12 protein-coding genes and 1 riboswitch are annotated in these 13,476 nt (G+C 43.4%); of the genes, 11 read left to right on the top strand and 1 reads right to left on the bottom strand.

Going from position 1 to position 13,476, the window contains the following annotated elements:
• Positions 1 to 85 precede the first annotated feature (85 nt).
• Positions 86 to 186, top strand: a riboswitch (SAM riboswitch).
• A gap of 109 nt (positions 187 to 295) precedes the next feature.
• From AC0VZ9_RS24460 to AC0VZ9_RS24445, 4 genes are read left to right on the top strand one after another with little or no spacing between them, the layout of a single operon-like run.
• The gene (locus AC0VZ9_RS24460; protein ID WP_009331872.1) at positions 296 to 1,327 is read left to right on the top strand and encodes a methionine ABC transporter ATP-binding protein; all 1,032 of its coding nucleotides are present in this window, start codon (positions 296 to 298) and stop codon (positions 1,325 to 1,327) included.
• Positions 1,317 to 1,967, top strand: a complete 651-nt coding sequence (locus AC0VZ9_RS24455) for a methionine ABC transporter permease (protein WP_019383329.1) — start codon at positions 1,317 to 1,319, stop codon at positions 1,965 to 1,967. Before AC0VZ9_RS24460 ends, AC0VZ9_RS24455 begins: the two co-directional genes overlap by 11 nt.
• 18 nt (positions 1,968 to 1,985) lie before the next feature.
• Positions 1,986 to 2,813, top strand: a complete 828-nt coding sequence (locus tag AC0VZ9_RS24450) for a MetQ/NlpA family ABC transporter substrate-binding protein (protein ID WP_009331870.1) — start codon at positions 1,986 to 1,988, stop codon at positions 2,811 to 2,813.
• A 27-nt stretch (positions 2,814 to 2,840) separates the two neighbouring features.
• Positions 2,841 to 4,049: a M20 family metallopeptidase gene (locus AC0VZ9_RS24445; protein WP_251156304.1), complete on the top strand. Its 1,209-nt coding sequence runs from the start codon at positions 2,841 to 2,843 to the stop codon at positions 4,047 to 4,049.
• A gap of 157 nt (positions 4,050 to 4,206) precedes the next feature.
• On the opposite strand, the gene AC0VZ9_RS24440 is transcribed toward AC0VZ9_RS24445, so the two are convergent.
• Positions 4,207 to 4,482 carry an alpha/beta-type small acid-soluble spore protein gene (locus tag AC0VZ9_RS24440; protein WP_071156405.1) on the bottom strand — a complete coding sequence of 92 codons (276 nt, stop codon included), beginning with the start codon at positions 4,480 to 4,482 and terminating at the stop codon, positions 4,207 to 4,209.
• Positions 4,483 to 4,631: 149 nt separating this feature from the next.
• On the opposite strand from AC0VZ9_RS24440, the gene AC0VZ9_RS24435 reads away from it, so the two are divergent.
• The 7 genes from AC0VZ9_RS24435 (at position 4,632) to AC0VZ9_RS24405 (ending at position 13,326) form a co-directional block, all read left to right on the top strand.
• The gene (locus AC0VZ9_RS24435) at positions 4,632 to 4,868 is read left to right on the top strand and encodes a DUF2198 family protein (protein ID WP_251156256.1); all 237 of its coding nucleotides are present in this window, start codon (positions 4,632 to 4,634) and stop codon (positions 4,866 to 4,868) included.
• Between the two features lie 393 nt (positions 4,869 to 5,261).
• Positions 5,262 to 7,241, top strand: a complete 1,980-nt coding sequence (gene uvrB / locus AC0VZ9_RS24430) for an excinuclease ABC subunit UvrB (RefSeq protein ID WP_251156257.1) — start codon at positions 5,262 to 5,264, stop codon at positions 7,239 to 7,241.
• 7 nt (positions 7,242 to 7,248) lie between these two features.
• A complete protein-coding gene (gene uvrA / locus AC0VZ9_RS24425; protein WP_217026076.1) occupies positions 7,249 to 10,125 on the top strand; it encodes an excinuclease ABC subunit UvrA in 2,877 nt (958 codons plus the stop codon).
• A gap of 132 nt (positions 10,126 to 10,257) precedes the next feature.
• Positions 10,258 to 10,971: a DUF459 domain-containing protein gene (locus tag AC0VZ9_RS24420; protein WP_251156258.1), complete on the top strand. Its 714-nt coding sequence runs from the start codon at positions 10,258 to 10,260 to the stop codon at positions 10,969 to 10,971.
• Between the two features lie 207 nt (positions 10,972 to 11,178).
• Complete coding sequence (locus AC0VZ9_RS24415) at positions 11,179 to 11,523, top strand: hypothetical protein (protein ID WP_009331863.1); 345 nt, start codon at positions 11,179 to 11,181, stop codon at positions 11,521 to 11,523.
• Positions 11,524 to 11,878: 355 nt separating this feature from the next.
• On the top strand, positions 11,879 to 12,193 hold the full coding sequence (locus AC0VZ9_RS24410) for a magnetosome magnetite crystal formation protein family (protein WP_009331862.1): 315 nt from the start codon (positions 11,879 to 11,881) through the stop codon (positions 12,191 to 12,193).
• 23 nt (positions 12,194 to 12,216) lie between these two features.
• Positions 12,217 to 13,326, top strand: coding sequence for a DUF4097 family beta strand repeat-containing protein (locus tag AC0VZ9_RS24405; RefSeq protein WP_009331861.1), 1,110 nt, complete (start codon positions 12,217 to 12,219; stop codon positions 13,324 to 13,326).
• Positions 13,327 to 13,476: the final 150 nt, after the last annotated feature.

The raw sequence follows: 13,476 nt of genomic DNA, 5'->3' as shown, positions 1-13,476 counted from the left end.
GCTGCCCTCTTCTTTCTTTAGAAGAGGGTTTTTGTTTTTATCCGAAAAAAATGCATCAAGATTCTATTCATAAACATATGAATAATTCTTATCGAGAGAAGCAGAGGGACCTGGCCCAATGAAGCTTCGGCAGCAGGCAGACTGCACTGTGCCAAATCCAGCAGGCGATAGCCTGAAAGATAAGGAGGGGACTTCAAAAAACCTCTTCTGTTAGAAGGGGTAAATTTCAGGATATAATTCTTAGTTTTCATATAGGATTAATTATATATAACATTTAGAAAAGGAGAGATGCTGAATGATAGAGTTTCAGAATTTAAAGAAAATCTATGAAAGCGGAGGACAGCAGGTAGCTGCTTTAAATGGAATAGACTTAAAGATTAACAAAGGTGAGATTTTCGGTGTGATCGGCTTCAGCGGTGCGGGAAAGAGCTCTTTGATCCGCTGTGTCAATTGGCTGGAGAAGCCGACTTCAGGAAAGGTCATTGTCAGTGGACATGATCTGACGGCTTTATCTGTAAGAGAAATTCGCGAAGTGAAAAGAAACATCGGGATGGTCTTTCAGCATTTTAACCTTTTAAATTCGAAAACAGTGTTTGCCAATGTGGCGATGCCGCTCACACTGGCTAAGATCCCTAAAGATGACATCAAAAAGCGTGTCCATGAACTATTAGAATTCGTGGGGCTTGCAGACAAGGCAAACAGCTATCCCGATCAGCTGTCAGGCGGGCAAAAGCAGCGGATCGGAATTGCCAGGGCGCTGGCGACCCAGCCTTCCATTCTATTATGTGATGAAGCAACTTCAGCGCTGGATCCGCAGACAACCAGCTCTATCCTGCAGCTGCTGAAAAAAATAAATAAAGAATACAACATTACTATACTGATCATTACCCATGAAATGTCTGTAATCAGAGAGATCTGTGATCGTGTCGCTGTAATAGAGGCAGGAAAAATTATCGAAGAAGGAACCGTCTTCAATGTCTTTTCATCACCAAAGACGCAAACAGCGAAAAACTTTGTCAGCACTGTCATGAATGATCAAATACCTGACTCCATTAAAGAAGTGATTGAAAAACAGCAAGGGCTTCAAAAGGTATTTAGAATCAACTTTGTTGGAAATTCTGCCGGGCAGCCGCTCCTCTCGCAGGTTGCCAAAAAGTTTAATATCGACTTCAACGTCCTGTTTGGAAATATTACTGAACTTCAGGGAACACCGTTTGGCAACCTGATTGTCGAATTCCAGGGTCCAGACAGTGAAATCAGACGTGCTATTCAGTACATCAGCCAGGAAAAAGTTTCAATAAAGGAAGTGACAACACGTGCTAGTTAATCAGGAAAAAATCATCGAAGCCTTAATCGAAACGATTCAAATGGTGGCATTCTCATTGCTGTTTTCAGCTGTTATCGGACTGCCGCTTGGTATATTGCTTGTCGTAACAAGGAAAGGGCATCTGCTGGAAAACCTCGTTGTTTTTAATATCATAAACAGCATTATTAATATTTTCAGATCAGTTCCCTTCATTATTTTAATGGTAGCCATTATCCCCATTACCAGGCTGATTGTCGGAACATCGATAGGTACGGCTGCAGCCGTAGTGCCGCTAGTCTTTTATGCCGGGCCATATATTGCAAGATTAATAGAAAACTCATTGCTTGAGGTAGATCCGGGTGTTATAGAAGCTGCAGAAGCAATGGGAGCAACACCAGGCCAGATAATACTAAAATTCCTGATTCCGGAAGCACTTAGTTCGCTGGTATTAGGCTTTACAATTGCAACAATCGGATTGGTCGGAGCATCAGCCATGGCCGGGGCAGTCGGAGGCGGCGGGCTTGGTGACCTCGCCATTACCTACGGCTACCAGCGATTCGATACAACAGTCATGCTGATTACCGTTGCGATCTTAGTTGTCATGGTTCAAGGCCTGCAGTCATTCGGAAATATCTTATCCAAAAAAATCAGAAGAAGATAAATAAGGAGGAAATACATCATGAAAAAACTATTCTTAACATTCATTATTTTAGCATTGGGTGTGTTCACTGCAGCATGCTCAAGCACAACTGGAGGAGAAGAAACAAAGAAGATTAAATTAGGTGTAAGCGGTTCTGATACACGCATCTGGGACTTTATTGCAGAAAAGGCTGAAAAGGAAGGCATTGAAATTGAAGTTGTGACATTCTCTGACTATGTGCAGCCCAATGTTGCCCTTGCAGAAGGAGATCTTGATGTGAATGCATTCCAAACAGTCGCTTATTTTGACACTTTTATTAAAGAGCATAATATGGATCTTACCCCAATAGCGACAACTGTTTTAGCACCAATGGGGCTTTATTCTGAAAAAGTAAAATCGGCAGAAGACATTCCGGAAGGCGGCAAAATTGCCATTCCAAATGATGCTTCAAATGGCGGAAGAGCCCTTCTTTTACTGGAGGAAGCCGGCCTGATTAAATTATCCGAGGACTATGACGGAAACCTGGACTTGAATAAAATCGTTGAAAATCCGAAGAACCTTGAATTTGTAGAAATGGTATCAGCGCAGACACCGCGTGCACTTCCGGATGTCTCTGCTTCTGTAATCAATAACGGAATTGCCGTAGATGCAGGCTTTAACCCAACTAAGGATTCAATTTTTATTGAAAGTGAAACCGCTACTCCATACGTAAATATCATTGCTGTCCGAACAGAAGACAAGGATAACAAAACGCTTAAGAGAATTGCTGAACTTTACCAGGAAGATGATGTAGCTGATTTCATTACGAAGGAATATGACGGAAGCATGATCCCGACTTTTATTCCTTTAAGTGATATTGGCTGGTAAAAAATTATTTATAAAGGAGGAACAATGATGGCGGCACCTGTAAAAGCACTATCTGAACTGAAAGAAGCAATCAAGAAAAATGTTGAGGGAAATAAAGAAGTTTATCTTTCCGCAAGCCACCAGATCCATGCGACCCCGGAAATAGGAAATGAGGAGTTTTTTGCCTCTGGCTTGCTTTCAGGCATCCTTGAGAAGGAAGGTTTTGAAGTTGAGCGGGCAGTGGCCGGGCATGAAACAGCTTTCCTTGCCCGGAAAAAATCCGATAAACCAGGGCCGTCTATTGCATTCCTTGCAGAATATGATGCCCTTCCCGGGCTGGGTCATGGATGCGGCCACAATATCATTGGCACAACAAGTGTGGCAGCAGCCATTGCATTGAGCAAGGTTATTGATGAGACCGGAGGAGAGGCAGTAGTATTTGGAACCCCGGCAGAAGAAGGCGGGCCAAATGGAAGTGCAAAAGGCAGCTTTGTGAAGCATGGCTTACTTGAAGGCATTGACGCTGCCCTAATGGTTCATCCATCAAACCATACCCGCCTGACCAGTTCATCACTGGCAGTTGATCCGCTTGACTTCGAGTTTATCGGTAAGCCTGCCCATGCGGCAGCTTCACCGGAGGAAGGAATCAATGCCCTTGATGCAGTTATTCAGCTATTTAACGGAATTAATGCCCTTCGTCAGCAATTAAAGGATGATGTACGAATCCATGGCATTATTACTCATGGCGGGGATGCTCCAAATATTATCCCTGAGTATGCAAAAGCCAGATTCTTCATCCGTGCTACAACCAGAACCAGTCTTAATGAGGTAACACGGAAGGTTAAAGCTGTCGCTGAAGGCGCCGCATTGGCAACCGGAGCAAAGCTCAATGTTATTGCTTTTCAAAATGAAGTTGATAACCTGCTGTTAAACAAGACATATGACCAAGTGTTTAAAGAAGTGATTGAAGACTTGGGAGAAACGGTCGTTGAAGGGGACAGAGATGGAATCGGCTCGACGGATGCAGGCAACATCAGCCAAGTGGTGCCAACCATTCATCCTTATATTAAAATTGGTGCAGATGATCTTGTTGCCCATACAGTTCCGTTTCGTGAGGCTGCAGCATCTGTAAAAGGAGACGAAGCACTGATAACCGGGGCAAAAGGGCTCGCACTCACTGCCTTCCAGCTGGTAACAGACCAGGAGCTGCTTAAATCCATTAAACAGGAATTTTTAGAGCGGAAAGCCGCTGAATAAGAACAAAAGCTATCCTCTTTGCGGGATAGCTTTTTCTTATTCTAGTGAGTCTTTTCCTCAATTTGGAGGTTTCTTTCCTTAATTTGCTGAATATTTTCCGTGAATTAAGTCCGCGTTTCCCCAATTTTCTCATTCTTTTCCCGAAGTTCACGATTACCTACTGTTCCTTCATCCGTTCCTGTGCCATCCGAATAAGCTCCTTCACCATACTTCCGCCAATCTTCCCGCCCACTGTTCCTGCCTGTTTGGATGTAAGACGGCCGTTATATCCCGGCTTCAATGGCACACCGGCCTCCTCGGCAATTTCATATTTCACGACATCGGGATTTTCATTGTCAACATGGTATCCCTGGTTTGCCATTACCTGATTTTTAAGCTGGTCTAATGCCGCTCTTGATTCCGGCACAAGCGGGCGTCTTTTTCTTCTTGCCATGATGCATTCCTCCATAATAAGTACTTTTTCTTATTATGTGATAGAACATAGGGAATAACACTGAAAAAACTTGTACATCTTCTTATGAAAAGATATTCTAATGTTAGAAACCCTGAATCATTGTGAATAAACAAAAGAAGGTGTTTTGGTTGGCATTAAAATACTTGTCAGCTCTGCTGCTGCCCGGCTTGCTGGTTTTGCTCTTTACGAGAGTAAGCTATAATCGTGTGATTGGGCTTATATTGACGGTGGGACTGATTGCTGCTTCTGTCTATAAAGGGTATACAAATTCATTTGCCTTGATTGTTATAGACGCACTTTCATTGACTGTCGGGTTTTGGTACGCTCAAAAACTGAAGCCCAAAACAAAGCCAAGTGCGGAATAATTTTTGCGGAACCTGTCGAACAAACGTATCGACAGGTTTTTTGTATAATGAAATTTCAGCTGTATTTATGTCCGCGTAAGATCAGCTATTAATTAATATCAATCAAACGATTGATTTAATTTCAGGAGGTTAATCAAACGTTTGATTAACCTTGCTTCGACACCCCCCTTGATAATTCGGCATATTTCCCAAGCAATATTTTCCCTGTAAAAATAAAAAACGAATATCCGTTCGCATATTGTTGGTTTGTTTTAGGCTCTTTGTGGTAGAATGATGATATGAGTTTTGAGTAAAAAACTGACAAATCAGCCATGCATCCCGGAACTTAAATTCTTTCAATGCTGGTTTGTGATTAATATATAGATAAAAGTAATTTGAACGGGAGGCTTATAGGTGAAGGATCAATTTGAATTAGTCTCAAAATATTCCCCTCAGGGCGATCAGCCTGGGGCAATCAAAAAAATTGTGGAGGGAATTAAATCCGGCAAGAAGCACCAGACGCTTTTGGGTGCAACAGGAACGGGAAAAACCTTCACGGTTTCAAATGTTATACAAGAGGTTAACAAGCCGACGCTTGTCATTGCCCATAATAAGACACTTGCAGGACAGTTATACAGTGAATTTAAGGACTTTTTTCCAAACAATGCTGTTGAGTATTTTGTCAGCTATTATGACTACTATCAGCCGGAGGCATATGTGCCTTCTACAGATACCTTTATTGAAAAAGATGCAAGCATCAATGATGAAATTGATAAGCTCCGCCACTCGGCGACTTCTTCATTATTTGAGCGCAAAGATGTCATTATAATTGCCAGTGTGTCTTGTATATATGGTTTGGGTTCTCCTGAAGAATACAGTGAAATGGTGCTATCCCTCAGAACCGGCATGGAGATTGAGAGGAACCAGCTTCTTCACAGGCTCGTTGACATTCAGTATGAACGCAATGATATCGACTTCCAGCGCGGCACCTTCCGTGTACGCGGGGATGTAGTGGAGATTTTCCCGGCATCACGGGATGAGCATTGTATCCGTGTAGAGTTTTTCGGGGATGAGATAGACCGGATCCGTGAAGTAGATGCCCTCACCGGAGAAATTATGGGTGAACGTGAGCACGTTGCGATCTTCCCGGCATCCCACTTCGTAACGCGTGAAGAAAAAATGCGGATCGCCGTCCAGAACATTGAAAAAGAACTGGAAGAGCGCCTTGCTGAATTAAGAGAAAACGATAAGCTGCTTGAAGCCCAGCGCCTCGAGCAGCGGACCCGCTATGACCTAGAGATGATGAGGGAGATGGGTTTTTGTTCCGGCATAGAAAACTACTCCCGCCACCTTACATTAAGGCCGCCTGGTTCAACACCGTATACCCTTCTGGATTATTTTCCGGAAGACTTTCTAATTGTGATTGATGAGTCGCACGTAACTCTGCCGCAAATCCGCGGTATGTTCAATGGTGACCAGGCAAGGAAATCCGTGCTTGTGGACCATGGCTTCCGTTTGCCTTCAGCCATGGATAACAGGCCGCTTACGTTTACTGAGTTCGAAAAGCATGTGAAACAGGCTGTCTTTGTTTCGGCAACACCTGGCCCTTATGAGCTTGAGCATACACCGGAAATGATTGAGCAAATTATCCGCCCTACCGGTTTGCTTGATCCTACTATTGATGTCCGTCCAATCGAAGGGCAAATTGATGACCTTATCGGTGAAATCCAGGATCGCATTCAGAAAAATGAACGTGTTCTTATCACTACATTAACAAAGAAAATGTCTGAGGACTTGACAGACTACTTAAAAGAAATCGGCATTAAAGTGCAGTATCTGCACTCAGAGGTAAAAACGCTTGAGCGGATTGAGATTATCAGAGAGCTTCGTCTAGGTAAATACGATGTGTTAGTCGGAATCAACCTTCTAAGGGAAGGACTTGATATACCGGAAGTGTCTCTCGTTACTATACTTGATGCTGATAAGGAAGGTTTCCTCCGTTCGGAACGTTCACTCATCCAGACGATTGGACGTGCAGCGCGTAATGCGAATGGCCATGTCATTATGTACGCAGACCGGATCACTGACAGCATGGAAAAAGCCATCAGTGAAACAAAGCGCCGCCGGTCCATTCAGGAAGAGTACAATAAGAAGCATGGCATCACGCCAATGACTATACAGAAGGATATACGCGATTCAATCCGTGCAACACATGCGGCAGAAGAGCAGGAAGAATACCAGCCGTCAGCAAAGCTCGGCAAGCTGAACAAGAAAGAGCGCGAGAAGCTGATCGGCGATATGGAAAAAGAAATGAAGGAAGCGGCCAAATCCCTGAATTTCGAAAGGGCTGCCGAGCTTCGTGATCTAATATTAGAGCTGAAAGCGGAAGGATGACGTAAAAATGGCGATGGATAAACTGATTGTAAAGGGTGCCAGAGCCCATAATCTGAAAAATATAGATGTCACCATTCCGAGAGATAAGCTTGTCGTCCTGACAGGACTTTCAGGTTCAGGAAAGTCCTCACTGGCATTTGATACGATTTATGCAGAAGGGCAGCGCCGCTATGTGGAATCATTATCTGCTTATGCCCGGCAATTCCTCGGCCAGATGGATAAGCCTGACGTGGATGCGATCGAAGGTCTGTCTCCTGCCATTTCAATTGACCAAAAGACGACAAGCAGAAATCCTCGTTCCACAGTGGGAACGGTGACAGAAATTTATGATTATCTGCGATTATTATTTGCAAGGGTGGGGCGTCCAACCTGTCCGATTCACAATATTGAAATCTCCTCACAGACCATAGAGCAAATGGTTGACCGGATTATGGAGTACCCTGAAAGAACAAAACTCCAGGTTATGGCTCCGCTTGTATCCGGCCGAAAAGGGACACATGTAAAAGTGTTTGAAGATGTCAAAAAGCAGGGGTTTGTCCGTGTCCGTGTCGATGGAGAAATGATGGATCTCGGTGATGAGATTGAGCTGGAAAAAAATAAAAAGCACTCTATAGAAGTAGTAATAGACCGGATTGTCGTAAAAGAAGGCGTAGCACCAAGGCTTGCAGATTCATTGGAAACCGCGTTGAATCTGGGCAATGGCAAGGTGCTTGTGGATGTAATCGGGGAAGAAGAACTGCTGTTCAGCGAGAACCACGCATGCCCTCAATGCGGGTTTTCAATCGGCGAACTTGAGCCAAGAATGTTCTCTTTTAATAGTCCGTTTGGTGCCTGTACGGAATGTGACGGATTGGGCTCAAAGCTGGAGGTAGATATTGATCTGGTCATACCCAATAAGGATCTTTCATTAAAGCAAAATGCTATTGCCCCATGGGAACCGACCAGCTCTCAATATTATCCTCAGCTGCTGGAGGCAGTATGCAATCATTATGGAATTGATATGGACGTTCCGGTTAAGGATATTCCTGAACACTTGCTTGAAAAAGTTTTATACGGATCCGCCAAGGACAGCATTTATTTCCGATATGAAAACGATTTTGGCCAGGTGCGGGAGAATTATATCCATTTTGAAGGTGTCATCCGCAATGTGGAGCGCCGCTATAAAGAAACAAGTTCTGATTATATCCGGGAGCAAATGGAAAAATACATGGCCCAGCATCCATGTCCTTCCTGTAAAGGCTACCGTCTGAAGCCGGAAACGCTTGCGGTGCTTGTATCAGGAAAGCATATCGGCCATGTGACAGAATATTCGATTGAGGAAGCATTCAGCTTCTTTGAGAATCTGACACTGTCTGAAAAAGAAATGAAGATTGCCAAACTCATTTTCCGTGAGATTAAGGAGAGGCTAGGCTTCCTCATTAATGTCGGGCTGGATTACCTGACATTAAGCCGGGCAGCGGGAACTTTGTCCGGCGGTGAAGCCCAGCGTATCCGCCTGGCCACACAAATCGGTTCGCGCCTGACAGGCGTACTCTACATTCTGGATGAGCCTTCCATTGGTCTCCATCAGCGTGATAATGACCGCTTGATTGATACACTGAAAAATATGCGGGATATCGGCAACACCCTGATCGTGGTAGAACACGATGAAGATACAATGGTGGCAGCCGACTATTTAATTGATGTAGGTCCGGGAGCAGGGGTTCATGGCGGACAAATCGTTTCAGCTGGTACCCCTCAGGAGGTAATGGATGATCCAAACTCCCTGACAGGGCAATATTTGTCAGGCAAGAAATTCATTCCGCTTCCAATTGAGCGCCGAAAGAATGACGGACGCTTTATCGAAATTAAAGGGGCTAAGGAAAACAATCTTAAAAATGTAAGCGTTAAGTTCCCGCTCGGCACTTTTATTTCCGTTACTGGTGTATCAGGATCGGGCAAGAGTACATTGATTAATGAAATCCTTCATAAAGGGCTTGCCCAAAAGCTTCATAGAGCCAAATCAAAGCCGGGTGAGCATAAAGAAATTAAGGGTGTGGATCACCTCGACAAAGTCATTGATATCGACCAATCTCCAATCGGACGGACACCTCGTTCCAACCCGGCAACATACACCGGAGTGTTTGATGATATTCGTGATGTATTTGCTTCAACCAATGAAGCAAAAGTTCGCGGCTACAAAAAGGGGCGCTTCAGCTTCAATGTAAAAGGCGGACGATGTGAAGCATGCCGCGGAGACGGGATCATCAAGATTGAAATGCACTTCCTGCCTGATGTGTATGTGCCATGTGAAGTATGTCATGGCAAACGCTATAACAGGGAAACACTTGAAGTGAAGTATAAAGGGAAGAATATTTCGGAGATTCTCGATATGACAGTGGAAGATGCACTGGAGTTTTTCGAAAATATTCCTAAAATCCGCCGCAAGCTGCAGACGATTTATGATGTTGGCCTGGGCTACATCACTTTGGGACAGCCTGCGACAACATTGTCCGGCGGTGAAGCGCAGCGTGTCAAACTTGCTTCCGAATTGCACCGCCGTTCAACGGGCCGCTCCCTGTACATTCTTGATGAACCGACAACAGGTCTTCATGTTGATGATATCTCAAGACTTCTCGTGGTCCTTCAGCGTCTTGTTGAAAATGGAGACACGGTACTGGTTATTGAGCATAATCTTGATGTCATCAAGGCAGCCGACTATATAGTGGACCTTGGACCTGAGGGCGGAGATAAGGGAGGTACCATCTTAGCAGCCGGTACACCGGAAAAAATTGCCGAAGTCCCGGAATCCTACACAGGCAAATACCTCAAACCAATCCTGGAAAGAGACCGCCTGAGAATGAAACAGCAAATTGAAGAGAAAGAGGGCGTGACAAACGCTTAATTAGGAGGAAGCAGTACCGTTTTGGTACTGTTTCTTTTTTATGTAAAAGAGATTAATTCTCCTGGATGAGGGGTATAGAACATGCGTCTGCAGCAACCCTCAATAATCTCAACCAAGAAAGGAACATTCACTATGAAAAATAAAATCTATCTTTTGGCAGGCCTTATTTTGCTTGGGTTCGGCATCTATCTATCCATCACATTTCTTGGAGAGGAAAAAAAGGCTGAAAGCAATCAATCGATTGTAGCTTTTGGCGATTCGCTCACCTACGGATATGGAGATGAAACTGAGGAGGGGTACATTGGCAGGCTGCAGAGCAAACTGGATCGGACATTTCCGGAGAAGAATTATACAATAACAAATCATGGAGTGTATGGCTTTAAATCTTCGGATGTCCTTCAGCAAATGCTCAAACCGGAAGTGGCACAGGATATTAAAAATGCAGATATGTTTATCGTATATATTGGAACAAACGATTTGCTGAAAAGCAACGGAGGGGATCTTTATCCGCTCCATCACGAAAAACTGGTTGAAGCTAAAGACATTTATGAGGATAAACTGAATGGAATCCTGGAAACACTGGAAACCGCCAACAGTGATGCACCTGTTATCCTTCTCGGACTATACAATCCCTATCCGGACGGTGACCAGATTGAAAAATATATTGACCATTGGAACAATTCCATAAGAAAAAAAGCAGCGGAAGATAAAAATATCACCTACATTTCTACCAATGAACTATTCAAGCGAAAAAACAAGAAACAGTACTTCGCTGATTCCCTTCATCCGAACGGAAAGGGATATGAGATGATTGCGGATAGGATTATGGAAGGCTTTTCTTTTTAATAAAATTTAAAGCTTACTAAATTGATTTTAGCACCCTGTTGCCTGGAGCGGAAATCAACAGGTCAAATCAAAAGAACCATTTGAAGTTCCTTCCTTTCTGACCATTTGATAACACAATGTAATGTTCCAGCAAAATCGATGTAAACAAGCAGCGTTATACTCCTATATAAGGGAAGCTATTGCCTGGAAACAGAAGGGGAGGTCATTATGGAGGATTATTTAGAGAAGTCTCTGGAAGAATGGAAAGAAGATATTTCTGAGGTTTTGGATCAGATTAATAATGAATATGAGGATGTTAAAAAAGAGCTTAAAGTATATTCCTACAAATATGGAATTACAAAGCAGGTTATCCAGTCTACTGTGAACGAAGAGATTATTGATAATATCCGCGAAATGTATCATAAGCCTTTTGAAGAGAAGTATAACGAATTGAAAGAATACATACGTGATTTGGATGAAAAACGAAAAGTTTTCCAAATGTTTGTCAATAAAATCGACGAAGTGAAAAAGAAGGAAGCGCCTCGCACTGACCTGGCAGCTGCCTATAAATAGGACATAATCATAAAACCGTCTTTTCAAGAAAGGCGGTTTTTAATATAGAAAAAAGCTATGCGACTTGAGGCTATGGAACCCCTCAGCCTGCAGATGTATTTTTAGAAATATGGAGGAAAATGCTCCTTTGATTTTCTATAATGAAGAAGAGGCTGAAACTTTTAGCGCTCCATTTCCGTATGACAGATAAGGTGAAACTTCAATCAGTGGGGTTTTTTTATCCCCATTGATTGTTAGTTGAACCAATCGGGCCTTTACGGGCAGTTTGCCCCCCCACTTATCCTCCATTGGTTTCTCTGAGTCTTGAAGTGGGGGTCTTACTGCCCGTTAGACTGCGATAAAGGAGCTGAAAACAATGGAAACAAGAAAGGTTCTGTCTGCCTTAAGCTATTTTAGCATTATGTTCGCAGGATTTATTTTTCCGCTCATTGTATTTTTTGCATCAGAAGACACGGAAGTGAAGCGGCATGCCAAGAGTGCATTCTTATCACATTTGATTCCGCTGGTTCCTGTTCCGTTTATTGTTTTTGCTGGGGTGACCCAGTTCACAGTAAATGATCAGGAAATCCCGGTCCTATTTCTTGCAGCTGTGGGCATCACGATCATTCTGCTATTAATTGTACTTATCTGGAATATCATTAAAGGGGTAAAAGTCCTGATACAAGAATAGAAATAATAGAGGAGGGCCAAAGAATGAAAGAGGAACGCAAACGTATTTTGAAAATGGTCGAGGATGGAAAGCTTACGGTTGACGAAGCTTTAACTCTGCTGGAGCAGCTTGAAAAAACAAACCAGACGATGGAACAGAAGCAGGAGGATTTAATTAAGGAGCTATCTGCTGAGGTTAAGTTTGAAGAAGCTAAAAAGGGTGAGCCATACAGCTCAAAGCAACAAAGTGCCAAGGAAAAAATCATTGATTTTGTAGATTCAGCATTTAAGAAAGTGAAGGATCTCGATCTTGATTTTAATTTTGGGAAAAGTGTTGAGATCTCTCATATATTTCAGCATGCAGACGCATACTTAAAAGATCTGGACATTGATGTTGCCAATGGGACAGTTAAGGTGATTCCATGGGAGCAAAGTGATGTCCGCGTTGAATGCAAAGCTAAGGTCTATCGTGTGGATAATCAGGATGAAGCACGCAGAAATTTCCTGAAGGATGTTATTTTTGCCATTGAGGGGCAAAGGCTGAGATTTTCCAGTCAGCAAAAGTGGATGAAGCTTGAAGCAGTCATCTATATTCCAAGATCTGAATATGAAAATGTGAAAATCCGCATGTTTAATGGCCCGATTGAAAGTCAAAACTTAACAGTGGAAAACTTTAAAGCGAAAACGGCCAATGGAAAGATTACGGTTAGTGATTTAAACAGTAAAAATGTTGAGGCTGAAACCGCCAACGGGCAGATTACCATTCAAAAAAGCCGAATTGATCATGTAGAAGCCGAAACGTTGAATGGTGCAATTCTGGCTGAAGGAGACTTCAAAAAAGCCGAACTCCAATCGTTTAATGGAAATGTAACATGCAGGGCAGAAAATGAACGCTGCGAATGGATCGAAGCGAAGGCAGCGACGGGCAGCATCGACTTGTTTGTTCCGGATTTCGCTGCTGTCAGCGGAGAACTTCGCACCAATCTGGGCAGTTTCCACCCTGATATTGAGGGTATTGAAGTTATAGAAGAAAAGAGCGAAGTGATTCAGAAAATGCTGCGCTTCAAGTCTGTAAAAGAAAGCGGCAGCGGACTCAAGCTGAGGGCTGACTCAAAAACAGGTACGATCACGATCAAGCGGTCAACTGCCTGGTAAAGCGTAAGGAATTTGGCTGTTGATAGATAGTATAAAATTTTGAACATTACTGTCTAGCTCCACAAGGAACGCTCGACAGCTTTATCATCGCACGACTAAAAGCGCCAGCTTTTTAGGAGGAGCGCCTGCCCCCTCGAGGGGTCTGGGGTG

It is taken from the genome of Cytobacillus sp. QJM3NY_8 (assembly GCF_056173585.1).
This window is presented reverse-complemented; position numbering and strand designations above follow the sequence as displayed.